Source organism: Bradyrhizobium sp. USDA 372 (assembly GCF_053629095.1).
On the sequence record NZ_JBRJHR010000001.1, the window covers coordinates 218,156 to 242,564 of the forward strand.

Consider the following 24,409-nt stretch of genomic DNA (forward strand, 5'->3'; position numbering starts at 1 on the left):
TCTTTCACAATCGTTGGCAGAAGGTGGGCACGCTTTCGCTTTGCCCACCCTACGAGACCTGCCGTTACGCCGCCTTCAGCCCGACATCCGGCAGACGCGGCCGGTTCTTGAGCGCCTTGGCCATCATGGCCTCGACCTCGGCCTTCTCGTGCGGCAGCAGTGCGAGGCGGGGCGGGCGGGTCAGGGCGGTGCCGCGGCCCATGATGTGCTCGCACAGCTTGATGCACTGGACGAGGTCCGGGCGGGCATCGAGATGCAATAGCGGCATAAACCATTCGTAGAGCGGCATCGCCTCGGCCAAGCGGCCGGCTTTGGCCAGGCGGAACAGCGTTTCGCCCTCGCGCGGGAAGGCGTTGGACATGCCGGAGACCCAGCCGACGGCACCCATGGCGATGCTCTCGACGATGACGTCGTCGAGCCCTGCGAACAGCACGAAGCGGTCACCGACCATGTTCCTGGTATCGATGAATCGTCGCGTGTCGCCGGAGGAATCCTTGAAGCAGACCACGGTCTCGACGTCGGCGAGCGAGGCCAGGATGTCGGGTGTGACGTCGTTCTTGTAGATCGGCGGATTGTTGTAGAGCATCACCGGCAGGTCGGTCGCAGAGGCGACGGCGCGGAAATGCGCGGCGGTCTCGTGCGGCTTGGAGGAATAGACCAGCGCCGGCATCACCATGACGCCGTCGATGCCGACGCGTGCGGCTTCCTTCGCGGTCTCCACCGCAAACGCGGTGGTGAACTCGGCGATGCCGCACAGCACGGGCACGCGGCCCTTCGCGACCGCCTTCGCCGTCTCCATGATCGCGACCTTCTCCTTGCGCTCCAGCGAGGTGTTCTCGCCGACCGAGCCGCAGACGATCAGGCCGGAGACGCCGTCGCGGATCAATCCGTCCATCACCTTGGCGGTCGCGTCAATGTCGAGCGAGAGATCGTCGTGGAATTGGGTGGTGACGGCCGGGAAGACGCCTTCCCAGGCAACGCGGCGGCTCATGGTTGGACTCCAGGTGAATATGCCGGCGGGGGGCTGGAGCCGCCGGCTTATGTGAAAGGGATGGGGAACCGGATCAGAGCGTCGCGCCGACCTTGCGCAGCTCGGCGAGGACGGGCGCCTTGGGCAGCCAGATCTTGTCGAACTCGGCAATGACGGCCTCGGTGTCCTTGGCGTCGACCTGGCGGATCGGGATCGGCGCGTTCTTGAAGTTCTGGATCAGCGTGGGCTCGTTGCCGGCGAGCTCGTCGATCTGCGCGTCCAGCGTCGTCTTGATCGTCTTGGTAATCAGCTCGCGGTCGGCGGCGGGCAGCGATTGCCAGACGCGGCCGGAGACGACGGCTGCCATCGGCATGAAGACGGCGTTCATCTGCAGGATGACCTTCGACACCTTGTCGAAGCGCTGGTTCCAGGAGAATTCGAGATCGGCTTCGAGGCCGTCGACCTGGCCGTTGGCCATGGCATCGAACACCTGCGGCGTCGGAATCGGCGTCGGCGCTGCGCCGAGCGATGAATAGAAATCGCGATAGACCGGCGTCGGGTTGATGCGCAGCTTCATGCCCTTGATGTCGGCCAGCGAATTCAGGTCCTTGGAGGAGAACACCGCGCGCATGCCGGTGATGCCCCAGCCGAGCCCGATCGTGCCGGTCTCCTGCGGCAGCACCTCGAACAGCTTCACCGCCGCCGGATGCCGCACGAACTTCGCCACCGCCGGCGTCGAGCGGACGATATAGGGTGCGTTGATCGCGGCGATGTGCGGCACGCGCGAGCCGAGCTCGGCGGCCTGGATGAAGCCCATGTCGAGCGCGCCGGATTGCAATTGCTGCATCATCGCGGTCTCGTTGCCGAGCTGGCCGGAGTGAAACACGGTCAAGGTCAGGCGGCCGTTGGTGGCGGCCTTGAGCTCGTCGCCGAATTTGAGCGCGGCCTTGTTCCAGGAATGGCCGTTCGGCGTGATCAGGCCGAGACGGAATTCCTTGGCCTGGGCGAGCGCCAGCGACGGCGCGAACACCGAGGCGGCGGCACTGGCGGCGAGAAAGTGGCGGCGTGAAAGCGGCATGGTCGGGCTCCTTTCGGATGGGCCTATTTGACGAGGATCAGCGAGAGCGAGGGATAGAGCGAGAGCAGCACCAGGAGGACGCAGGAGATGACGAAGAAGGGCAGTGTCACAATGAACATCCTGCCGGGCTTGGCGCCGGTGACGGCGGCCGCGACGAAGAAGCAGAGCCCGACTGGCGGCGACAAAAGGCCGAGCACGAGGTTGATCACCACGACGACGCCGAACTGCCGGGGGTCGATGTGATAGATCTCGGTTGCGACCGGCAGCAGGATCGGCACCGTCATGATCAGGCCGGGAATGCCGTCGATCACAGTGCCGATCACCAGCAGGATGGCGTTGCAGATCAGCATGAAGCTGACGGGATCCTTGGCGGCGGTCTGGATCCAGGCCGCGGTCTCCTGCGGCACCTTGCCGAAGATCAGGACCCAGGAGAACACGGCGGCGGCCGCGACCAGAAACAGCACGATCGCCGAATAGATGGCGCTGCGCAGCATCATCTGCGGCAGCTGCGAGAACTCGAACTCCCTGGTCCAGAACTTTCCGACCAGCGCGGCGGCCACGGCGCCGACGGCGGCGGATTCCGTGGCGTTGGCGAGGCCGCCGAGAATGCTGCCGACGATGACGATCGGGATCAGCAGGGTCGGCGAGGTCCGCAGGATCGTCATGACTCGCTGGCGCGGCGTCTGATAGTCGGCGCGGGGATAGTTGTAGATGTAGCCCATCAGCGCGATGACGAGGCAGAACATCACGGTGAGGATGACGCCCGGCACGATGCCGGCGATCAGCATGTCGCTGACCGAGACCTGCGCCAGCACGCTGTAGACCACGAACATCACCGAGGGCGGGATGATCGGGCCGAGCATGCCGCCATAGGCGGTGAGGCCGGCCGCAAAAGTCTTGTCGTAGCCCTTCTTCTCCATCTCCGGCACCATGATCTGGGCCATGATCGCGACCTGCGCGGTTGCCGAGCCCAGGATGGAGGAGATGAACATGTTGGCGAGGATGTTGACGTAGGCGAGCCCGCCCTTGAGCGAGCCGACGAAGGCCATCGCCATGTCGACGATGCGCCGCGTGATGCCGCCGCCGTTCATGATCTCGCCGATCAGAATGAAGAGCGGGATCGCGATCAGGCCGTAGCTGTCGACGCCGCCGAACAGCTGAAGCGGATAGGACTGGAACAGCACCGGGTTGCCGGACGCCGCGATATAGACGAGCCCGGCGAGGCAGAGGCAGAGGCCGATCGGAACGCCGACCAGCATGAACGCCATGAAGGCTGCTGACGTGATCATCAATTGACCCCGTCTAGCTCGGAGAGCTGGAAGCCTGTCAGCGGCGTGCGCGGGACCAGCTCGAGATCTTCCAGCAGATTGGCGACGCCGTGGATGGTCATCGACACCGCGAAGATCGGCAGCGTGAGATAGAGCACCCAGGTCGGCCAGTTCAGCGTCTGGGTGCGCTCGGTGTAGAGGAAGTTGAAGGTCTCGGCGGCGAGCTTGCGCCCGTCGAAGCCGGCGCGGGCGAGGCCGACCGGGTCCATCCAGAGCACGCAGGTGACGATCAGCGCGACGCCGAACACGACGACGAGCCCGGTCGAGATCACTTTTGCAAATTTCTGGTGCTGCGGCGACAGCCGCTCCGTCAGCATGGACACCGCAAAATCGAGCCGCAGCCGCGTCATCGCGGACGCCCCGATGAAGGTCAGCCAGACCACGCAATAAACGGCGGATTCGTCGATCCAGTAGATCGGGAAGTGCGAGTAGCGGGTGACGACGTTCACCAGGATCAGGCCGGTGAGCAGGTACATCAGGCCCATCAGCGCCAGCCGCTCGCAGGCGAGCAGGGCGCTCGACATCCGGACGATCATGCGTCGGAGGCCGAGTGCGCGCGTGGCCGGCATGGTCTGCTCGATCATGAAAGAGGCCCCAACCCCCTGAAGATTTGTCGTGCGATTGCCGAATGTATAATTTATACATTTTGGGAGTCAAACGGAGTTTGCGGTCGTTTCGTCGGCAGGGCGCGCTTTTGCTGGGCACTTTGGTTGTGGCGCCTTGGCTTTTGCCGGGCAGCTCGACATGCAAGACAGGGACCGCGTCGGCCGCACGAGTCGGGAAGGACAACGGACGATCAGATGAAACAGCCTCTGAAGCATCGCACCCTGTCGGCTGCGATCGTCGACCAGCTCCGCCAGGCGATCCTCGACGGCACCTATCCGGCCGGATCGCAACTGCGCCAGGACGCGCTCGGCGAGGCCTATGGCGTCAGCCGCATTCCCGTGCGCGAGGCGCTATTCCAGCTCGAGGCGGAAGGCCTGGTGCGGATCGTGCCGCAGAAGGGCGCCATCGTCTCCGAGCTGTCGCTGGACGAGATCAACGACGTGTTCGACCTGCGCCGCATCCTGGAGCCGCGGCTGCTGGCGCAGTCGGCGCCGCGTTTCACGACTGAGGATTTCGACGGGCTCGATAACATCCACAAGAGTTTCGAGAAGGCGATCAAGGCGCGCAACGTCAGTGAGTGGGGCCAGCTCAACGCCGACTTCCACATGGCGCTCTACGTTCACGCGCCGCAGCCGCGCACCCGCGCGATCGTGCTGTCGCTGCTCCAGACCAGCGACCGCTACACGCGCCTACAGCTCTCCAACACCAAGGCGATGGGCATTGCCGAGAAGGAGCACGCCCAGCTGATCGCGCTGTGCCGTGCGGAGAAGGTGGACGAGGCCTGCCGGTTTCTGGAGCGGCACATCGAGGCCGTGCGCAAGGATCTGTTGCAGGTGGTGGCGAATGCGCCGAAGGGACGGCGGAAAGAGAATTCGTAGGGTGGGCAAAGGCGCGCAGCGCCGTGCCCACCATCTCTTCGTGACTGCCGACAGGTGGTGGGCACGCTTCGCTTTGCCCACCCTACGATAGCGGCCGCAGCGTCACCTGCTGCCGTCCGGCCCCATCACGAGGTCCGGCAGCCAGGTCGAGATCCCCGGCACGAAGCAGAGCAGCAGCACCGCGAGCATCATCAAGAGCACGAAGGGCAGCGTGCCCCAGATCACCTCGCGCAGGGGAATATCGGGCGCGACGTTGCGGATGACGAAAATGTTGAGGCCGACCGGCGGATGGATCAGCCCCATCTCCATCACGATGGTCATGACCACGCCGAACCAGATGATGTCGAAGTTGGCGGCGCGGAGCGGCGGCAGGATGATCGGCGCCGTCATCAGGATGATCGAGACCGGCGGCAGGAAGAAGCCGAGCACGACGACCATGACGAGGATCGCGAACAGCAGCTCCCAGCGCGGCAAATGCATTGCGACGATGGCTTCGGCCACCGATTGCGAGATGTGCAGATAGCTCATCACGTAGGAATAGAGCAGCGACATGCCGATGATCATCATCAGCATGGTCGATTCCCGGATCGTCGACTTCATGATCGGGGCGAGGTCGCTCGGCCGCCACACGCTGTAGATTGCCGCGATCAGCGCCAGCGCCAGGAGGCCGCCGAGGCCCGCGGTTTCCGACGGCGTGGCGTAGCCGCCATAGAGCGCGACCATGACACCCGTGAGCAGCAGCACGAAAGGGATCACGCGCGGCAGCACGCTGAAGCGCTCGGCGAGCGTATATTCGTCGCGGGTGAGGATCGCAGCCTCCGGCCCGCCGTTCTTGTAGACCGCTTCGGCCGCCCTGTATTCCTGGCGGAAGCGGATCACGGCATAGGCGCCGAACAGCGTGACCAGCAGCAGGCCCGGTCCGATGCCGGCGAGGAACAACCGCCCGAGCGACTTTTCGGCGGCGACCGCGAACAGGATCATGGTGATCGAGGGCGGAAGCAGGATGCCGAGTGTGCCGCCGGCGGCGATGATGCCAGCGGCGAAGCCGCCGGAATAGCCGCGCTTGCGCATCTCGGGGATGCCGGCCGAGCCGATCGCCGAGCAGGTCGCGGGCGAGGAGCCGGCCATCGCCGCGAACAATGCGCAGGCGAACACGTTGGCGACGCCGAGGCCGCCGGGCACGCGATGCAGCCAGGCGTGCAACGCCGAATAGAGATCCTGGCCCGCGCGCGACTTGCCGATCGCCGCGCCCTTCAGGATGAAGAGCGGGATCGACAGCAGCGTGATCGAGGCCATCTCCTCGTAGACGTTCTGTGTCACCGTATCGAGCGAGGCGGAGGGCATGTAGATGCCCATGAACACGACCGCGACCGCGCCGAGCGCGAACGCGATCGGCATGCCCGAGAACATCACCAGCAGGGTCGCAATGCCGTAGGCAAGGCCAATGCCGAAAACGCTCATGGCCGCTTGGCTCCGGTGAAGGGCAGCGCAAGCTGCACGAGGATCTGGAGGCAGAGCAGGCTCATCCCGAGTGCCATCAGCGAGTAGGGGATCGCGAGCGGCGGCGACCACATCGAGTTGGAGACTTGGCCGTCGACATAGGCCTCATGGGCCAGTGTCCAGGACTTCCAGGTGAAGAAGGCGCAGAACAGGAATGTGGCGGCATCGACCAGCCAGAGGCGAACCTGGTTCGCGAATGGCGACAGCAGGCCGACGAAGGCCTCGATGCCGATATGACCGCGATTCTGCTGCACATAGGCCGCCGTCATGAAGGTGGCGCCGACCAGGAGGAACACGGCGGCCTCGTCCTGCCAGTAATTGGCGGCCTTGAACAGCGCGCGGCTGAGCACGCTGTAGCTCAGGATGGTGCAGGCGGCGACCAGCGCAATCGCGGCGAACACGACGATGATGCTGTTGAGGACAGCGAGACCGCGATCGATCGCCGCCGCAGGGCCGGTCCCTGCGGCAACGCTCGCCTGGTCGTCACGATCCGGAAGCGGACCGTGGCTCATGCCGCGACGTCGATGGCGAGCTTGAGCAGGTTTGCGGCGGTCGCGGTCTTGGCGCTGTAATCCTTCCACGCGGTGTCGCGCGCGATGTCGCGCCATTTGCCGACGGTCGCGGCATCCAGAACCGAGACCTTGGCGCCGGCCTTCTCGTAGACCTTGGCGACCTCGACGTCGTCGTCCTGCGCGCCCTTGCGGCCGAAGGCTTCGAGCTCGGTGCCGACCGCGAGCAGGATGTCCTGATGGTTCTTCGGCAGCTTGTCGAAGATCGCCTTCGACATCATCAGCGGCTCGAGCATGAACCAGTAGGAGGCGCCTGCCCCTGATGTCAGCGACTTCGCGACCTCTTCCAGGCGGAACGAGATCAGGCTGGTCGAGGAGGTGATGCCGGCATCGCAGGCGCCGGTCTGCATCGCCGCGTAGATTTCGTTGGAAGGCACCGACAGCACCGAGGCGCCGGCGGTCTGCAGCACCATGTCCATCTCGCGCGAGCCGCCGCGCACCTTCAGGCCCTTGGCGTCTTCCGGCGCGACGATCGGCTTCGAGCGGCTGGCGACGCCGCCGGCCTGCCAGACCCAGGTGAGCAGGATGATGCCCTTGTCGGCGAGGAAGTCGGTCAGCGCCTTGCCGACGGGCTCCTTCTTCCAGCGCAGGCCCTGGTCGTAGGTGGTCACCAGGCCCGGCATCAGGCCGATATTGGTTTCCGGCACCTCGCCGCCGGCATAGGGCATCGGATAGAGGCTGATATCGAGCGCGCCCTTGCGCATGGCGGAGAACTGCGCGTTGGTCTTGATCAGCGAGGAGTTCGGATAGATCTCGGCGGCAATGTCGCCGTTGCTGCGCTTGGCAACTTCAGCGGCGAACATGCGGCAGAGCCGGTCGCGGAAATCGCCCTTGTCGATGGTGCCGCCCGGAAATTGATGTGAGATCTTCAGCGTGGTCGCGGCCTGCGCGGTGCCAGTGCCGAAGCGCAGAATGGCGGGTGCCGCGACGGCGGTCGCGATCAGATGTCGGCGCGTAATCATGGTGTGATCCCTTTGATCGTTTCTTTGGACTGTTCTTGTTGGTGTGATTTGGGTCGGGTCTTGTCAGACCGGCGTTCGGGCCCATCCTAGCCGGTCTTCCACCCGATATTCTCTCATCTGATAGTTCGAGACCGAATGCCCCGGCAAGTGCCGGCCGTGCTGCGCTGCACACTTGCGATCCCGGTTGTGAGCGCGAAGCACGCCGTACAGCGGCCAGCGGATGGCTCGCCAAAATTTATAGGCAGCGGCGTAACAACGCCGACTGGCGATCCGTCGATATTGAATAGCGGCGTCCGTCGCTGACAAACACCATCTCGAAGGAAAGATGAACCATGACCATTCGCACCCGCATCGTGCTCGGCGTCTCGGCTGCCGCTCTCTCGCTAGGCCTCGCGTTTGCGCCGGCCGCTTTTGCTCAGGACAAGATGGGCAAGGACGAGGGCATGATGAAAAAGGACACGATGTCGAAGGACGGCATGATGAAGAAGGACACCATTTCCAAGGACGACGGCATGAAGAAGGACCACATGTCGAAGGACGGCATGAAGAAAGACGACGGGATGATGAAGAAGAACTGATCCAGGCCGTCATCGCGCAACGCCCTTTGGCGGGTCGCGCCCTCTCGAATTCCGGCGGCGGCCTTTGAGGCCGCCTCCGGAATGATTGTTCAGTTCAAGTTCAATTGAACGTGACCGGCGAGTCTTACTTGCGCTTCGCTTTGCGGGCGGCGTAGCGCGCATCGCGCTTGGCCTTCTGCTCGGCCTCGAGCGCAGCCAGCCTCTCGGCGGCTTCCTCGGCCTCCCGCGCGATCCGCGCAGCTTCCGCCGCCTTGGCCTCTTCCTCGAGGCGCTTCTGCTCGGCCTTTTCGGCCTCGCGCGCGGCCTTTGCCTCGGCGCGCTTGGCCGCAAGGGCCTCGCGTTCAGCGCGGCGCGCGATCACCGCCGGATCATCGGGGCCCGGCTGCGACTTGAACTTGTTCAAAAGATTCTTGCGAGCGTCCTGCGCCGCCTTTTGCCGGTCTGCAAAGCCGGGTTCCCTGAATCCACTCATCGACGAGCCTTGTCTTCCTCGCTTTCGATCCTACATCGGTGCCTGTTGGTACGTCGGCTGGGCATAGCAGGCGCCACGCGACGCAGAAGCGTGTACATCGGCGCGCGTCGCGAAGCCACCCATAATCGCAGCCGATCAGGTCAACGAAAAATCGCCCCCCGACGATCTCTCGTAGCCCGGAAAAACTGCTGAATTGTGATGTCCCTCATAAACGGGGCACACGGGCGACGCCTAGCGTCCGCCCCGTACGAGACGGAGCACGGGCATGACGATCTCAAGACCAAGCCTGAAAGCGCTGGCGATTGCCTTCGCCGTGGCAGGCGTGGCCGGCGCCGCGCTGCTGCTCGCACGTCCGCAGCCCATCGAAAGTGCGGTGCTGGGAGCGGATTGGGAATGCACCCGGACTGCATTCGTGCTCACGAGCTGCGCACCGCGCGTTCAGGAGGCAATTCCGGCGGTCGAAACCTTGCGCAAGGATGCGATGCGGCAGACCCGGGGCTGAATTGGGCCGGGTGATCGGGATGTGACGCGACGCCGCAGAGGTGGTAAAGCCAGCGCGCCAGCGTGACCAGGCGGCCATGTCGAAACCAGAGTCCAGATCCGAACCGGGCGAGGAGCCCAATCCTCGACCGAACCGTCAGCCCAAGCGTCCGTCCGGCGGCGACCGCCGCGGCGCGCTCGCAGGATTGATCATCGCGGTCGTGATCCTCGGCGTCGGCTGGTGGCTGGCCCGGGATCTGACGGCAGCCAGCAAGATGCAGGATTGCCTGATGTCCGGGCGAAGCAATTGCAACGTGATCGAGCCGGCGCGGTAGGCGCGATCCCGCACGACCCGCAGGGCTGAAAAAAGGCCCTGATCTTAATCATTTGTAACGGGACTTAGCCGATCAAGCAGGGCAGTGATTTCGGCCGGCATCAGCCCGGCGCGTGGCGATTCGTCGATCGCGCCCGGAAATCATGGCCATGGAAAGAACAGGGGGCTAGCACGCATGAGTGCGTCCAAACGCATCAAGATCATCCTTCCCGTGGTCTCCGCCATCTCGTTGCTCGCGCTGTCGGCGCAGGCCCAGGAGGCCAGGCCACCGAAAGACGCCGGCCCACCGCCGGCGGGGCCGGCCGCAGGCGCGCCGCCACAGGCCAATCCGACCATGCGCAAGGGCCCTCCACCCCAGCAGGCGACCCGCCCTGCGCAGCCCGGCGGTCAGCCCCATGCGGGTCACAATGCCGGCGGCCCGCCGTCCGGACGTCATGTTGCGCGCGGTCCTGCTCCGGCACGGGACTGGGGCGGACACAGCTATCGCGGCAATCTAGCCTGGGAGGGCGGACGCTGGCGCCACGAAGTCCGCCATGGCCGGTCCGGCTGGTGGTGGGACGTTGGCGGCGTCTGGTACTATTATCCGCAGCGCATGGCTGGCCCGCCGGCCTACATCTCAGAGGACTATATCGACGACGAGCCGGTAGCCTACGCCCCGCCTTCGGTGGCCTATGCGCCGCCACCTCCGCCGCCGCCACCGGCTGATCCCGGCGCCAGCGCGCTTGGCGGCGCGATCGTCGGCGGCCTGCTGGGCGGGCTGATCTCAGGCAATGCAACAGGGGCTGCGGCTGGCGCGGTCCTCGGCGGTGCAACGGGGGCAATCGCCGGTGCGACCGCTGCAGCCCAGCCCGGCTATTACTGGGCGCAGGGCGCCTGCTACTACCGCTATCCGAACGGCCAATATGTGCAGGCCGATCCCCGCGCCTGCTATTGAGTTTTCTATTGAGTTTTCCTGGCCGGATCGGACCATTGAGGCGGGCTCGGGCCCGCCTCATCTTCTTGCACACCGGCGGTTGCTTCGAATTGGCTCTGGCGCTCGCCGCCGCTCCACGCAAATCTCAAAGAAAAATGACGGGATGATTCGCGGGGATGTGGGACATGCTGGATGCCATCCAGATCAGCCTGGCGCTCTGGGCCATGATCGTTTGCGGCGGAATTAAACTCGCGCAGGTGCTGCCCAGCCTGATCTAAGGCAGGATCAGCGGGCAGACCGACCACGTCGGCGCGTCAGGACACGAGCCAGTTGAAGAACGCGATCGAGGCCCAGACCAGGCCGGCGATCCAGGCCACCATGACGACGCCGATGGTACCGAGATAGGCGATGCCGAGCAGGTCCGCGCGATGTCGCTGCGTCGGCACGATGACTTCGGTTGCTGCTTTGCGTGTCATGACCGGACATCACCCATGAAGCCTTGGCAGCTTGTTTAGCGGAGATGTCGCGGACAGGCTGTGACGTGGTTCACAGATCGGTCCACGCGGCTGGCGGGGGACCCCGCAATCATACGGAACGAAATTGCCACGCGCTTGTCCAGATGGCCGGCTAGAGTCTGCCTCATGTACACCGAGTACGATCCGCAACATGAGGCCGAGGCCGCAATGAAGCGCGCCGCGGAGGCCGAGGGTGTCGACCGGCAACGGCTGATCCAGCTGGCCCTGGCATGGCACGAACTCGCCCGCGATCTGCGCGATGAGCAAGCCGGCGCCTCGCATCCGGCCGGACACAGACCGCCGGCCCGATAGCACTGACATGAGAAAAACCCCGTGCTCGGGGGACAAGCACGGGGTCCTTCAAAGCCGACCGGGGCTGGCGGATCGGCACCACTCTGTTCGGTTATCAAACGCGCTGATCGCGCATTCGTTCCCGATCGCTCCGCAGTGATCAAGGCCATCGAATTGCAGCGATCTTCCACCGCAGCAAGCCATCGTTAACGAATGCGCCGCGCCAATCGAATTGCGGTTGCGATTCGTGCTTGCGAACGAAGCGGAGTCGGACCGTGAACAAACAAAAGCCCCGCGGGGGCTCAGTGTTTTACGCCGCTTCCGTCTTCGGAACGGCATCGGCATTCACCGACAGCTTGACGACGTCGCCTTCGACGGCACCGACATATTTCGTGTCGATATAGTGGTGATGGTCCTTGTGACCTTCCGGGCTGTCCTTGCGCGTCAGCTTGATGCGGTTGCCCTCGAGCCGATCGACGGTGCCGACATGTGCGCCGTCCTTGCCGATGATTTTCATGTGCTCTCTGATGTCAGCCATGCTGTCCTCCTTGCATGGATTCAACTGCGAAGGTGCCTGTTCGTTGCAGCAGGCGCGTTGGACCCGCTGGGTTTTCCAGACGTTGACGCCTGACTGGATCTGTCAAGAAGCGCAATGGAGACCATTCGAGCCTATCTGGAGCGCAAGCACGCGGAACTCAGGCTGTTGAACGGCAGCCTGAGAAACCCGCTCGACTTGGCGCCGCCGTGTTCCGTCGACGACGTCGTCCGATCCAAATTCCAGATCACTGCGGCGCTCAGGGCGGAGCACGAATTGCACGAGTGGAAGGCGACCGAGACGGCCTGGTCGCACACGGCCGATCCCGCCAGTGGGCCATTCGAGTTCAGTTACGATTACCAGCGGGCCGATCTCACGGTACGCGGCCCGTCGTTCTACGCGCTCGACGGCGGCTGCACGAGCACGGCGATCTACACCGCCTCGGGAATGGCGGCGATCTCCGCGGTGCTGCTTGCCTCCGCGCGGATCGTTGCGAAGGCCGACATCCTGGTGCTGCCAGGCTCCTACGGCGAGTCGCTGGAGCTGATCCGAAGCTTCATCCCGCATTTGCGGATCGAGGCCTTGACGCTGCCGCTCGGCGATGCGTTGGCACGGGTGGGCTCGCCGCGGATCCTCCTGCTGGATTCCTGCTCCGTCGCCGGCGCCATCGAAGCGGTGCTGCGCCGTGACGGCTCGGGACTCGATCTCCTGATTTTCGATACGACGTGCTTCGCCGGCAGGTCTGGTCGCATCAGGCGGGTCTCGAGGTGGGCCAGGCGGCACGGAATTCCGCTGGTGCTGGTGCGAAGCCACAACAAGCTCGACTCGCTCGGAGCGGAATATGGCCGGCTCGGCTCAGCCGTCTTCGTGCACGGGCATGAGCGTTCGCCGCGGGCAGGGGATATTGAATGGACACGTCTCGCGTCCGAAACGCGCAATGCGGTGCGGCTGCTCGGCGGTGCGGCATTGCCGGCCCACTTCCCGCCCTTCGCAGGCAGCGCGGCGTACTGGGCGCTGACGAAGCGGCGCGTGGCGGCGATCTTGCGTAACGGCCGAAGCTCGGCGCGATACTTTGCCGCCGAGATCCCGGCGCTCTCGGCTCAGCTTCGCTTCACCCACGGTCTCTACGTGACCCTTCGCGGACAGCGCGCGCTCGACGAGGCGGCAGCGCGGCAGGCTGCCGAAGACATGAGCTGCGAATTGCGCCGCGAGGGCTTTCCCATCCGCCACGCCGGCAGCTTCGGCTTCGACTTCGCCGCGACCGAATGGTTTCACGATGCGACGACGGATCAGTACAGTGTCCGGGTGGCGGTTCCGGATCTGCCGACCGAGATGTGGGGCGATCTCACCGCTGCCATTGCGCGGTGGTGGCGCGGTCATCAGCCGGCAGGCGGTGACGTGTCTGTCGACGGCCCGGCGGAGGGCGCGTCGATCAGTCGACCGCCAGGCAATATTCCAGTTGCGGCTTCTCGCGGTCGCGGCGCGCCCACTCCTGGAGGGTAAATGCAGGCTGACGTTGTCCCGTTGCGGCGCCAATGATCGAGGCCTGGGCCAGCTTGATGGGCCGCGTGACCACATTGGTGTTCACCACGCCTGCGTCGATTGCCAGATACGATATCGCAACGACCGCGACCGCAGATGCGATCGCCATTCTCGTCAGCTCGGATTGCTGCATTCAGAAACCTGTCGGGCCCGTCTCGCCCGGCGCTTACATAGTGCTGGTCGGCACCGTTCAAAGGCCGGCATATGGTTACCCACGCGTTCGTGATGGGCGCCGGCTTTGCAATCGTGAGTGGCGATCCCGGCAGGACTCGAACCTGCAACCCGCGGAGTAGAAATCCGCTACTCTATCCAGTTGAGCTACGGGACCGTCTTGAGCCGGCCGGTTGGGGCCGCCCGGATTGGGCGGCTGGCCGTTCATGTAGCATGCCAATATGAAAAATTGGGTGTTTCGCCAAGCCTGAACCGAACCGTTTTCCTCCGTGCTGCGACAAAGCGGAACGGTGGGGTGTCAGGGTGCCGGGTTGAGCGGCAGCGGATTGGACGATGGATCACATCGCCGGGAACGCTGAACAGCTTCCGGGACACGGCCGCCGGTCGACTGGCTAGGTGTTGCTGCGCCATCAGGACGGCGTGCGCGGCAGTATCTCGGCTGGTCTCCCTGGGCTTGCCTTGTCATGGCGAATGCGACGATTTGCACCTTACGGTTCCATCGCCTTGAGTCGGTCACCTTTCCGCGCATTTCATTTGCCGCCGCGGCGTTCGTCCGCGCTTTCCGGGAGTCCTCCATGATCGGTCTTGTTCGCGCCGTCACAATCTGCGCCGCGCTGGCGCTCGGCCTTGTCGCTGCAGAGGCCGCCGACAAGGCGTTCAAACGCGACGACCTCGCCGATTCCGCGATCAAGCTCGAGGCCCAGATCAAGAGCGAGGCGGGGCCGGTCGCCAAGACCAACGCGACGCTGAAGACGGACGCCGACGCCGCCTTCCGGCGCAATGATAATCGCACCGGACTTTCGGTGCTCGGCCAGATCGCCGCAACCACGCCCGAGGATGCCGGCAACTGGCTGCGGCTAGCCAAGGTCATCTTCCAGATCTCGCCGAAGAGCTCGAGCGAGCAGACCTTCCTGCTGGAGCGCGCCTCGACCGCGGCCTATATCGCCTATCAGCGCGCCGGCAATTCGGGCGAGGAGGCCGACGCGCTCGCCGTGCTCGGCAAGGCGCTGGCTGAACGCAAGCTGTGGCGGCCGGCGCTGGATGCGCTGCGGCTGTCGCTCGACATGCGCGAGGTTGCCGACGTTCGCGGCCAATATGAGAGGATGCGCGACGAGCACGGCTTCCGCCTGCTCGACTACACCGTCGACTCGGATTCGGCGAGCCCGCGCGCCTGCTTCCAATTCTCCGAGGAATTGGCCAAGCGCACCGATTTCGCGCCGTTCCTGGCGCTGGCGGGCCAGGACAAGCCAGCGCTGTCGGCCGAAGCCAAGCAGCTCTGCGTCGACGGGCTCAAGCACGGCGAGCGCTACAACATCAATCTACGCGCCGGCCTGCCGTCCACGGTGAAGGAGGGGCTGCCGAAATCGGCCGAGTTCAACATCTATGTGCGCGACCGCAAGCCCTTCGTGCGCTTCACCAGCCGGGCCTATGTGCTGCCGCGGACCGGCCAGCGCGGCATTCCCGTCGTCAGCGTCAACACGCCCGCGGTCAACATCAACGTTTACAGGATCGGCGACCGCAACCTGATCAACACGGTGGTCGACAGCGATTTCCAGAAGACGCTGTCCAAGTATCAGCTCAGCGATCTCGGCGACGAGCGCGGCGTCAAGGTCTGGTCGGGTGAGCTTGCGACCGCGATGACGCTGAATCAGGACGTCACCACGGCATTCCCGGTCGATCAGGCGCTCGGCGAACTGCAGCCCGGTGTCTACGTCATGACGGCAGCGGCCAAGGGCCCAGGCTCGGACGACGACTACCAGCTCGCCACGCAATGGTTCATCGTCTCCGACCTCGGCATCTCCGCTTACTCCGGCAATGACGGCATCCATGTCTTCGTCAATTCGCTGGCGTCGACCGATCCGGTCGGCAAGGCCGAGGTGCGGCTGGTCGCCCGCAACAACGAGATCCTGGCGACGCGCAAGACCGACGAGACCGGTCACGTGCTGTTCGAGGCCGGCCTTGCGCGCGGCGAGGGCGGATTGTCGCCGGCGATGCTCACGGTCACCGGCGAGAAGGCCGACTATGCCTTCCTGAGCCTGAAGACGTCGGCCTTCGACTTGTCCGACCGCGGCGTCTCGGGCCGCGCGGCGCCCGCCGGCGCCGATGCCTTCGTCTATGCCGAGCGTGGCGTGTACCGCTCCAGCGAGACCGTCTTCCTCACCGCGCTGCTGCGCGACGGGCAGGGCAATGCCGTCACCGGCGGTCCGATGACGCTGGTGGTCGAGCGCCCCGACGGCGTCGAATATCGTCGCGCCGTGCTGGCGGATCAGGGCGCCGGCGGCCGCACGCTCTCGGTGCCGCTCAACTCGGCTGTTCCCACCGGAACGTGGCGGGTGCGCGCCTTCACCGATCCGAAGGGGGCTTCGGTCGGCGAAACCACCTTCATGGTCGAGGATTATGTGCCCGATCGGATCGAATTCGACCTGTCCGCCAAGGACAAGCGGATCAAAGCTAACGCTCCAGTGGAGCTTAAGGCCGACGGTCATTTCCTCTATGGCGCACCGGCCTCGGGCCTTCAGCTCGAAGGCGACATGCTGATCGCGCCCGCGGCCGAGCGGCCCGGCTTTGCCGGCTACAAGTTCGGCGTCGACGACGAGGAAACCACCTCGAACGAGCGCACGCCGCTGGAGAGCCTACCCGAAGCCGACGCCAATGGTGTTGCCACCTTCCCGGTGACGCTGGACAAGCAGCCGGCCTCGACGCGTCCGCAGGAGGCGCAGATCTTCGTCCGCATGGTCGAGACCGGCGGCCGCGCCGTCGAGCGCAAGATCGTGCTGCCGGTCGCGCCCGCGACGGCGCAGATCGGCATCAAGCCGCTGTTCGGCGACAAGAACGTCGCCGAGGGCGACAAGGCCGAGTTCGACGTCGTGTTCGTCTCGCCGGAAGGCGAGAAGCTGCGCCGCGACGGCCTGCGCTACGAGCTCCTGAAGATGGAGTCGCGTTACCAGTGGTACCGCCAGAACAATTACTGGGAGTATGAGCCGGTCAAGTCGACCTCGCGCGTCGCCGACGGTGACGTCACGATCGCGGCCGACAAGCCGGCGCGGATCTCGCTCACGCCGCAGCCCGGCCGCTACCGGCTCGACGTCAAGTCCAACGACGCCGACGGCCCGGTGACGTCGGTGCAGTTCGACGTCGGCTGGTACTCCGACGGCAGCGCTGACACGCCGGACCTGCTGGAGACCTCGGTCGACAAGCCGCAATATGCCTCCGGCGACACCATGACGGTCTCGGTCAACGTCCGCAGCGCCGGCAAGCTCACCGTCAACGTGCTCGGCGACCGCCTGCTGACGACGCAGACCATCGACGTCAAGGAAGGCACCGCGCAGGTGAAGCTCCCGATCGGCAAGGACTGGGGCACCGGTGCTTATGTGGTGGCGACGCTGCGCCGTCCGCTCGATGCGGCTGCCCAGCGCATGCCGGGCCGGGCGATCGGGCTGAAATGGTTCGGCATCGACAAGCAGACCCGCACCTTGCAGGTGAAGCTGTCGCCGCCCTCGCTGATCCGGCCGAACTCCACGCTGAAGATCCCGGTCAAGCTCGACGGCCTCAATCCGGGCGAGGACGCCAAGGTCGTCATCGCCGCCGTCGATGTCGGCATCCTCAACCTCACCAATTACAAGCCGCCCGCGCCGGACGATTACTATCTCGGCCAGCGCCGCCTCAGCGCCGAGATCCGCGATCTCTACGGGCAGCTGATCGATGGGATGTCCGGCACGCGCGGCCAGATCAAGTCCGGCGGCGATGCCGGTGCGGGTGAGCTCCAGGGCTCGCCGCCCACGCAGAAGCCGCTCGCGCTCTATTCCGGCATCGTCACGGTCGCTGCCGACGGCACCGCGGACGTGAGCTTCGACATTCCGGAGTTCGCCGGCACCGCGCGCGTGATGGCGGTGGCGTGGACCGCGACCAAGCTCGGCCGCGCCAACACCGACGTCGTGATCCGCGATCCCGTCGTGCTGACCACGACGCTGCCGCGCTTCCTGCTCAACGGCGACCACGGCACGGTCAATCTTGAGATCGACAACGTCGAGGGCCAGGCCGGCGACTACGTCATCAATGTGAAGGCGGGCGGCCCGGTGAAGATGACCGGCAATCCCGCAACCACGGTGAAGCTCGCCGCCAAGCAGCGCAATTCGTTCTCGCTCGCGCTGGACGCGACCGCGGCGGGGCAGGCGACGCTCGACGTCGACATCAAGGGGCCGAACGGCCTCGCGCTGGCACGTCACTATGCGTTCGACGTCAAGGCGGCGACGCAGGTGCTGGCGCGGCGTTCGATCCGGACGCTGGCGAAGGGCGAGAGCCTGACCCTGACCTCGGACATGTTCTCCGACCTGGTGCCGGGCACCGGCAGTGTCTCGGTCTCGGCCAGCCTGTCGACCGCGCTCGATGCGGCAACGATCCTGAAGGCGCTCGACCGCTATCCCTATGGTTGCTCGGAGCAGATCACGAGCCGGGCCATGCCGCTGCTCTATGTCAACGAGCTCGCGGCCGGCGCGCATCTCGCCATGGATACCGAGGTCGACCAGCGCATTCGCGACGCCATCGATCGGCTGCTTTCCCGCCAGGGCTCGAACGGTTCGTTCGGCCTGTGGTCGGCCGGCGGCGACGATGCCTGGCTCGATGCCTATGTGACGGACTTCCTTACCCGCGCCCGCGAGAAGGGGTTTGCGGTGCCGGACGTGCTGTTCAAGAACGCGCTGGACCGCATCCGCAACTCCGTCGTCAATGGCAACGAGCCGGAGAAGGACGGTGGCCGCGATCTCGCCTACGGCCTCTACGTGCTGGCGCGTAACGGCGCAGCTCCGATCGGCGATCTCCGCTATCTCGCCGATACCAAGCTGAACAACCTCGCGACCCCGATCGCGAAGTCGCAGCTTGCGGCGGCGCTCGCTCTCGTCGGCGACCGCAACCGCGCCGAGCGGGTCTATGGCGCGGCGCTCGACAGCCTTGCGCCAAAACCCGCGCTGGAATTCGGCCGCACCGATTATGGCTCGCAGCTTCGCGATGCCGCAGCATTGGTGTCGCTCGCCAGCGAAGGCAACGCGCCGAGGGCGACGCTGACGCAGGCCGTGTCCCGGGTCGAGACTGCCCGCGGTCTGACGCCCTACACCTCGACGCAGGAGAATGCGTGGCTGGTGCTGGCGGCGCGAGCGCTCGCCAAGGAGAACCTCTCGATCGAGGTCGACGGCCAACCGGTCAAGACCGCCGTGTATCGCAGCTACAAGGCGGACACGTTGAGCGGCAAGCCGCTGAAGATCACCAACACCGGCGATGCGCCGGTGCAGGCGGTCGTCTCGGTGTCGGGCTCGCCGGTGACGCCGGAGCCGGCGGCGTCGAACGGCTTCAAGATCGAGCGCAGCTACCACACGCTCGACGGCAAGCCCGCGGACATCAGCAAGGTCAAGCAGAACCAGCGCTTTGCGGTGGTGCTGAAGATCACCGAGGCCAAGCCCGAGTACGGCCACATCATGGTGTCCGACTATCTGCCGGCGGGCCTGGAGATCGACAATCCGAAGCTGGTCTCGTCGGGCGACAGCGGGACGCTGGACTGGATCGAGGACGGCGAGGAGCCTGAAGACACCGAGTTCCGCGACGACCGCTTCACCGCGGCCGTCGACCGGGCCTCGGACTCCAAGTCGGTCTTCACCGTCGCCTATGTCGTCCGCGCGGTCTCGCCCGGCAAATACGTATTGCCGCAGGCCTATGTCGAGGACATGTACAATCCCTCGCGCTATGGCCGGACCAGCACGGGGACCGTCGAGGTGCGGGCGGCGAAGTGAGTGCTTGGAATGACTGACGCTCCGAAGGGGCCACAAACACCGTCGTCATGCCCGGGCTTGGCCCGGGCATCCACGGACTTTGGCGCCGCGGCTCAGAACGTGGATGGCCGGGACAAGCCCGGCCATGACGGGTGGAGAGGGCGCATTGCCTTTCGCTTTCTCTCGACAGCCGCGCTCTCTTTCATCCTCACCATCATCGGCTTCGTCGCCTGGGTCTACTCCCTCGGCCCGCTTCCACTCGACGAAGCCCGCCAGGTCTCCACCACCATCGTCGATCGCAATGGCAAGCTGCTGCGCGCCTATGCGATGGCGGATGGGCGCTGGCGGTTGCCGGTCGATGCCAAGACCAACGTCGATCCGACATACCTGAAGCTGCTGTTCGCCTATGAGGACCAGCGCTTCTACGCTCATGACGGCATCGATCCGCTGGCGCTGGGGCGCGCCGCGATGCAGCTGGGAACGCGCGGCCAAATCGTCTCGGGCGGCTCGACCATCACGATGCAGCTCGCCCGCCTGATGGAGCCGCGGCGGCAGCGTTCGCTCTACGCAAAGCTGCGGCAGATCGTGCGTGCGATCGAGATCGAGCGCAGCATGAGCAAGGAAGAGATCCTCGATCTCTATCTGGCGCTCGCGCCCTATGGCGGCAATCTCGAAGGAATCCGCGCGGCGTCGATCGCCTATCTCGGCAAGGAGCCGAAGCGGCTGTCGCTGGCGGAGGCCGCGCTGCTGGTCGCGCTGCCGCAGTCGCCGGAGACGCGCCGGCTGGACCGCTATCCTGAGGCGGCGCGAAAGGCGCGCGACCGCGTGCTCGACCGCATGGTCGAGGAGCACGTGGTTAGTGCCGACGACGCGGCGCAGGCCAAGGCTGTGGCGGTGCCGAACCTGCGCAAGCCGATGCCGATCCTGGCGCCGCATGCCTCCGACTCTGCGTTGTCGACGGTCAAGGACACGCCGATCATCAAGCTGGCGCTCGATGCGAACCTGCAGAAGATGCTGGAGCCGCTGGCGCGCGACCGCGCCATCGCGCTGGGTCCGAACATCTCGGTTGGCATCATCGTGATCGACAATGAGAGCGGCGACGTGCTCGCGCGCGTCGGCTCGGCCGATTATTTCGACGAGAGCCGGGCAGGGCAGGTCGACATGACCCGCGCAGTCCGCTCGCCCGGCTCGACACTGAAGCCTTTCATCTACGGACTCGCCTTCGAGGACGGCTTCGTCCATCCCGACAGTCTGATCGACGACCGGCCGGTCCGCTTCGGCTCCTATGCGCCGGAAAATTTCGACATGACCTTCCAGGGCGCGGTGCCGGTGAGGAAGGCGCTGCAATTGTCGTTGAACGTGCCGGCCATCGTGCTGCTCGACCGCGTCGGCTCGAGCCGGCTCGCCTCGCGGCTGCGGCAGGCCGGCGGCAACCTCATCCTGCCCAAGGACGAAGCGCCCGGCCTTGCCATGGGCCTCGGCGGCGTCGGCGTGACGCTCCAGGACCTCGCCCAGCTCTATGCCGGCTTCGCCCGGCTCGGAACCACCAAGCCGCTTCGCGAGATCGTGACGGCCAAGGACGATCGCGAGCCGCTCCGGCTGCTGGATCAGGTCGCAGCCTGGCAGGTCGGCAACGTCCTGCTCGGCACGCCCCCGCCGGAGAACGTCGCCCACAACCGCATCGCCTTCAAGACCGGCACCTCCTATGGCTATCGCGATGCCTGGTCGGTCGGCTTCGACGGCCGCATGACTATCGGCGTCTGGGTCGGCCGTCCGGATGGGGCGCCGGTTCCCGGCCTGATCGGACGCGTCGCCGCTGCGCCCATCCTGTTCGACGCCTTCGCCCGCAGCGGCAAGACGCTGGCCCCCTTGCCGAAGCCGCCCAAGGGAACCCTGGTCGCAAGCAACGCGAAGCTGCCGCTGCCCTTGAAGCGGTTCCGCCCGGTCGGCGAACTGGTGCGAAGCGGGGGCGAGCAGGCGCTGCACATCCAGTTTCCCCTGAACGGCTCGCGGATCGACGTCGATCGATCAGGTGGCCGGGAGAGCGCAGCCATGCCGGTCAAGGTCGCCGGCGGCGTGCTGCCCATGACGGTCATGGTTAACGGCACCGCGCTCGGCGAGATCGACGGCCGCCGGCAACGGCTGATCGATCCGCCCGGCCCGGGCTTTGCACGGCTCACGGTGATCGACGCCACGGGCGCCGCGGACACAGTCGTCATTCGAATTCAATGACCCGGCCTTAAGCGGTTGTGGCCATGGCGGTTTCAGCGTAAGCGGAACCAATGGCCGAGACCTACCCAAGCCCCCGTTTTGGAGCCCCCCGCGAGCCGAAATCGCCCGCAAATCCGGGCAGCGGGCTCGTGCGCATGCTCGACATCGTCACCGCCAGCCACACGCGCGCGGTCGCCTTCCTGGTGCTGTGCGCGCTGCTGCTGTTCCTGCCGGGCTTCTTCACCATTCCGCCGATCGATCGCGATGAGGCACGGTTTGCCCAGGCCACCAAGCAGATGGTCGAGAGCGGCGACTATGTCGATATCCGCTTTCAGGAGGACGTCCGCTACAAGAAGCCGGTCGGCATCTACTGGTTGCAATCGGCGACCGTCGAAGCCGCCGCGATGCTCAAGCTGCCGAAGGCCGAATTGCGCATCTGGGTCTACCGGCTGCCGTCGCTGATGGGCGCGATCGGCGCCGTGCTCATGACCTATTGGGCCGCGCTCGGCTTCGTCACGCGGCGCGCCGCGGTGCTGGCGGCGCTGATGATGTGCGCCTCCGTGCTGCTCGGCGTCGAAGCGCGCCTGGCGAAGACCGATGCGATGCTGCTGCTTTGCGTCGTCTCCGCGATGGGCGCGATGGCGCGGGCATATTTGTCCTGGCAGCGCGCCGAGGACGAGACGCATCCGCCGTGGAGCTGGCCCGCGATTTTCTGGACCGCGCTCGCAGTGGGCATCCTGATCAAGGGCCCGCTGATCCTGATGTTTGCAGGCCTGACCATCGTCGCGCTCGCGATCCAGGACCGCGACGCCTCCTGGCTGTGGAAGCTGCGGCCGGTCTGGGGCCTGATGTGGATGCTGGTGCTGGTGCTGCCGTGGTTCGTCGCGATCTTCTGGCGCGCGGGCGAGACCTTCTTCGCTGACTCTGTCGGCGGTGACATGCTGAGCAAGATCGGGGCCCAGGAATCCCACGGCGCGCCGCCCGGACTGTACCTGGCGCTGTTCTGGATCACGTTCTGGCCGGGCGCGCCGCTGGCGGCGATGGCGGCGCCTGCGGTGTGGCGGGCCCGGCGCGAGCCCGGCGCGCAGTTCCTGCTGGCCTGGCTGATCCCGTCCTGGATCGTGTTCGAGGCCGTGCTGACCAAGCTGCCGCATTACGTGCTGCCGCTGTATCCAGCGATCGCGATCCTCACCGCCGGCGCGGTCGAGCGGCGCGTGCTGTCGCGCTCCTGGCTGATGCGCGGGTCGGCCTGGTGGTTCGCGATCCCCGCCGCCGCCTCGATCATTGCGGTGGTCGGCGCGGTGATGCTGACGCGGCAGCCCGCCTTCGTGGCCTGGCCGTTCATCGCGGCCGCGCTGATCTTCGGCCTGTTCGCCTGGTGGCTGTTCGATACCAACCGCGCCGAGCGCTCACTGCTCAACGCGCTGGTCGCAGCCCTGATGCTCGCCGTGACGATCTACGGCATCGTGCTGCCGTCGCTGACGCCGCTCTTTCCCAGCGTCGAGATCGCGCGCGCGCTTCGCAACGTCACCTGCGTCGGACCAAAGGCGGCTGCGGCCGGTTATCACGAGCCGAGCCTCGTCTTCCTGGCGGGCACCCGGACCTTGCTCACCGACGGCTCCGGCGCGGCGGACTTCCTGCGGCAGGGCAGCTGCCGCTTCGCGCTGATCGAGCAGCGCTCGGAGCGCAGCTTCGTGCAGCGCGCCGAGGCGATCGGGCTGCGCTACAAGGTCGGCGCGCGCATCGACGGTTATAATTTCTCGCAAGGACGAGCCATCTCGATCTCGATCTTCCGCTCGGAAGGTACCGAATAGGATGCAGGCGCCGACCGATATTGCGCCGCATGCCGGTTACCCCGCGCAATTGCTCGCCGTGTCCTGGCGCGCGCTGGCGCAGCTCGTGCGGTCGCCCTCGCATTCGTGCCGCGCCGAGGCCGCCCGGAAGCTGGCGCGGCATTCACTATGGCTTGCCATGGCGGGTGCAGCCCTGGTCATCGTGCTGATGGTCGCGTTCGATCAGACCGAGATCCTGCTGATGCCGCCGCGCGGCACGCCGAGCCTGTGGCCGATCCGGATCCTGACCGATTTCGGCAAGGACGAGTATATCCTCTCGGTGCTGGGGGCTGCGCTGGTGGTGCTGGCGCTCGTCGCGGCCGGGCTGCGCGGGAGCCGCCGCGCGCTGCTGCTGGGCTTCGGCACACGGCTGCAATTCATGTTTCTGTCGGTTGCCGTGTCTGCCTTCGTCGCCGAGATCCTGAAATATCTCATCGGCCGCGGACGCCCCTTCGTCGGGGGCACGGCCAATCCGTTTAACTTCGTTCCGTTCGAGGGGACGGGAGCTTATGCCAGCCTGCCGTCCGGCCATGCCGTGGCTGCGTTCGCCCTGGCGTTTGCCGTGTCCGCATTGTGGCCGCGCCTGCGCGTCTTCATGTTCACTTACGCAATCGTGATCCTGCTGACGCGCCTCGTGCTGCTGGCCCATCACCCGAGCGACGTCGTGGCCGGCGCTCTGGTCGGAACGGTCGGCGCCCTGGCCGTCCGCTACTGGTTCGCGGCTCGAAAACTCGGCTTTGCCATCCGCGCCGACGGCACCATCGTGCCGCTTTCAGGGACGGTTTCCGACCGCCTCAAAAGGGTTGCCCACCGGGCATCCGGCCCATAAAAGCGGCTGCCTGCCGGGACCACCGGTTCCCTTGGGCAGGTCAATTCCAACCACGA

At 65.8% G+C, this 24,409-nt stretch carries 22 protein-coding genes and 1 tRNA gene; 11 read left to right on the plus strand and 12 right to left on the minus strand.

Annotation, left to right across the window (positions count from 1 at the left end; translation table 11 throughout):
- Positions 1–64: 64 nt before the first annotated feature.
- The 4 genes from AB7M16_RS01135 to AB7M16_RS01150 all read right to left on the minus strand — a co-directional run bounded on the left by AB7M16_RS01135 (position 65) and on the right by AB7M16_RS01150 (position 3,960).
- Positions 65–991 carry a dihydrodipicolinate synthase family protein gene (locus tag AB7M16_RS01135; RefSeq protein WP_453942904.1) on the minus strand — a complete coding sequence of 309 codons (927 nt, stop codon included), beginning with the start codon at positions 989–991 and terminating at the stop codon, positions 65–67.
- A 73-nt stretch (positions 992–1,064) separates the two neighbouring features.
- Positions 1,065–2,048 carry a TRAP transporter substrate-binding protein gene (locus AB7M16_RS01140; protein ID WP_453942905.1) on the minus strand — a complete coding sequence of 328 codons (984 nt, stop codon included), beginning with the start codon at positions 2,046–2,048 and terminating at the stop codon, positions 1,065–1,067.
- Between the two features lie 23 nt (positions 2,049–2,071).
- The gene (locus AB7M16_RS01145; protein ID WP_453942906.1) at positions 2,072–3,337 is read right to left on the minus strand and encodes a TRAP transporter large permease; all 1,266 of its coding nucleotides are present in this window, start codon (positions 3,335–3,337) and stop codon (positions 2,072–2,074) included.
- Positions 3,337–3,960, minus strand: coding sequence for a TRAP transporter small permease (locus tag AB7M16_RS01150; RefSeq protein ID WP_453942907.1), 624 nt, complete (start codon positions 3,958–3,960; stop codon positions 3,337–3,339). The genes AB7M16_RS01145 and AB7M16_RS01150 overlap by 1 nt, the downstream gene beginning before the upstream one ends.
- Positions 3,961–4,176: 216 nt before the next feature.
- Here AB7M16_RS01150 and AB7M16_RS01155 point away from each other — a divergent pair, with 216 nt between their 5' ends.
- Positions 4,177–4,860 (plus strand): GntR family transcriptional regulator, encoded by a 684-nt coding sequence (locus AB7M16_RS01155; RefSeq protein WP_453942908.1) that lies wholly within the window; start codon positions 4,177–4,179, stop codon positions 4,858–4,860.
- A 102-nt stretch (positions 4,861–4,962) separates the two neighbouring features.
- Here AB7M16_RS01155 and AB7M16_RS01160 read toward each other — a convergent pair whose 3' ends face one another.
- From AB7M16_RS01160 to AB7M16_RS01170, 3 genes are read right to left on the minus strand one after another with little or no spacing between them, the layout of a single operon-like run.
- The gene (locus AB7M16_RS01160) at positions 4,963–6,321 is read right to left on the minus strand and encodes a TRAP transporter large permease (protein WP_172789122.1); all 1,359 of its coding nucleotides are present in this window, start codon (positions 6,319–6,321) and stop codon (positions 4,963–4,965) included.
- The gene (locus AB7M16_RS01165) at positions 6,318–6,872 is read right to left on the minus strand and encodes a TRAP transporter small permease (RefSeq protein ID WP_172789121.1); all 555 of its coding nucleotides are present in this window, start codon (positions 6,870–6,872) and stop codon (positions 6,318–6,320) included. Before AB7M16_RS01165 ends, AB7M16_RS01160 begins: the two co-directional genes overlap by 4 nt.
- Entirely contained in the window at positions 6,869–7,891 is a 1,023-nt protein-coding gene (locus AB7M16_RS01170; RefSeq protein WP_172789120.1) for a TRAP transporter substrate-binding protein, read from the minus strand. The genes AB7M16_RS01165 and AB7M16_RS01170 overlap by 4 nt, the downstream gene beginning before the upstream one ends.
- Before the next feature lie 332 nt (positions 7,892–8,223).
- Here AB7M16_RS01170 and AB7M16_RS01175 point away from each other — a divergent pair, with 332 nt between their 5' ends.
- Complete coding sequence (locus AB7M16_RS01175; protein ID WP_453942909.1) at positions 8,224–8,469, plus strand: pentapeptide MXKDX repeat protein; 246 nt, start codon at positions 8,224–8,226, stop codon at positions 8,467–8,469.
- Positions 8,470–8,593: 124 nt separating this feature from the next.
- Here the strand turns inward: AB7M16_RS01175 and AB7M16_RS01180 are convergent, their stop codons facing one another.
- Positions 8,594–8,941, minus strand: coding sequence for a DUF6481 family protein (locus AB7M16_RS01180; protein WP_172789119.1), 348 nt, complete (start codon positions 8,939–8,941; stop codon positions 8,594–8,596).
- A gap of 265 nt (positions 8,942–9,206) precedes the next feature.
- Here AB7M16_RS01180 and AB7M16_RS01185 point away from each other — a divergent pair, with 265 nt between their 5' ends.
- From AB7M16_RS01185 to AB7M16_RS01195, 3 genes are all read left to right on the plus strand, one after another.
- A complete protein-coding gene (locus AB7M16_RS01185; RefSeq protein ID WP_453942910.1) occupies positions 9,207–9,443 on the plus strand; it encodes a hypothetical protein in 237 nt (78 codons plus the stop codon).
- Between the two features lie 76 nt (positions 9,444–9,519).
- Positions 9,520–9,756, plus strand: a complete 237-nt coding sequence (locus AB7M16_RS01190; RefSeq protein WP_271504357.1) for a hypothetical protein — start codon at positions 9,520–9,522, stop codon at positions 9,754–9,756.
- A gap of 174 nt (positions 9,757–9,930) precedes the next feature.
- Positions 9,931–10,689: a hypothetical protein gene (locus AB7M16_RS01195; protein WP_453942911.1), complete on the plus strand. Its 759-nt coding sequence runs from the start codon at positions 9,931–9,933 to the stop codon at positions 10,687–10,689.
- A gap of 293 nt (positions 10,690–10,982) precedes the next feature.
- Here AB7M16_RS01195 and AB7M16_RS01200 read toward each other — a convergent pair whose 3' ends face one another.
- Positions 10,983–11,144: a hypothetical protein gene (locus tag AB7M16_RS01200; RefSeq protein ID WP_172789115.1), complete on the minus strand. Its 162-nt coding sequence runs from the start codon at positions 11,142–11,144 to the stop codon at positions 10,983–10,985.
- Positions 11,145–11,309: 165 nt separating this feature from the next.
- Between AB7M16_RS01200 and AB7M16_RS01205 the strand changes: the two genes are divergently transcribed.
- On the plus strand, positions 11,310–11,495 hold the full coding sequence (locus tag AB7M16_RS01205) for a hypothetical protein (protein WP_172789114.1): 186 nt from the start codon (positions 11,310–11,312) through the stop codon (positions 11,493–11,495).
- Between the two features lie 289 nt (positions 11,496–11,784).
- On the opposite strand, the gene AB7M16_RS01210 is transcribed toward AB7M16_RS01205, so the two are convergent.
- Positions 11,785–12,012 carry a DUF2171 domain-containing protein gene (locus AB7M16_RS01210; RefSeq protein ID WP_025036201.1) on the minus strand — a complete coding sequence of 76 codons (228 nt, stop codon included), beginning with the start codon at positions 12,010–12,012 and terminating at the stop codon, positions 11,785–11,787.
- 114 nt (positions 12,013–12,126) lie between these two features.
- Between AB7M16_RS01210 and AB7M16_RS01215 the strand changes: the two genes are divergently transcribed.
- Entirely contained in the window at positions 12,127–13,512 is a 1,386-nt protein-coding gene (locus AB7M16_RS01215) for a hypothetical protein (RefSeq protein ID WP_453942912.1), read from the plus strand.
- Here the strand turns inward: AB7M16_RS01215 and AB7M16_RS01220 are convergent.
- Both AB7M16_RS01220 and AB7M16_RS01225 read right to left on the minus strand, forming a co-directional pair.
- A complete protein-coding gene (locus AB7M16_RS01220) occupies positions 13,442–13,684 on the minus strand; it encodes a hypothetical protein (protein WP_172789113.1) in 243 nt (80 codons plus the stop codon). The genes AB7M16_RS01215 and AB7M16_RS01220 overlap by 71 nt on opposite strands.
- A gap of 118 nt (positions 13,685–13,802) precedes the next feature.
- Positions 13,803–13,879 (minus strand) — tRNA-Arg (locus AB7M16_RS01225).
- Between the two features lie 418 nt (positions 13,880–14,297).
- Between AB7M16_RS01225 and AB7M16_RS01230 the strand changes: the two genes are divergently transcribed.
- The 4 genes from AB7M16_RS01230 (at position 14,298) to AB7M16_RS01245 (ending at position 24,353) form a co-directional block, all read left to right on the plus strand.
- On the plus strand, positions 14,298–19,502 hold the full coding sequence (locus AB7M16_RS01230; RefSeq protein ID WP_453942913.1) for an alpha-2-macroglobulin family protein: 5,205 nt from the start codon (positions 14,298–14,300) through the stop codon (positions 19,500–19,502).
- A gap of 99 nt (positions 19,503–19,601) precedes the next feature.
- Positions 19,602–21,713, plus strand: a complete 2,112-nt coding sequence (gene pbpC / locus AB7M16_RS01235) for a penicillin-binding protein 1C (RefSeq protein WP_453942914.1) — start codon at positions 19,602–19,604, stop codon at positions 21,711–21,713.
- A gap of 50 nt (positions 21,714–21,763) precedes the next feature.
- Positions 21,764–23,506, plus strand: coding sequence for an ArnT family glycosyltransferase (locus tag AB7M16_RS01240; RefSeq protein ID WP_453942915.1), 1,743 nt, complete (start codon positions 21,764–21,766; stop codon positions 23,504–23,506).
- Position 23,507: 1 nt separating this feature from the next.
- Positions 23,508–24,353 (plus strand): phosphatase PAP2 family protein, encoded by an 846-nt coding sequence (locus tag AB7M16_RS01245; protein ID WP_453942916.1) that lies wholly within the window; start codon positions 23,508–23,510, stop codon positions 24,351–24,353.
- Positions 24,354–24,409 lie beyond the last annotated feature (56 nt).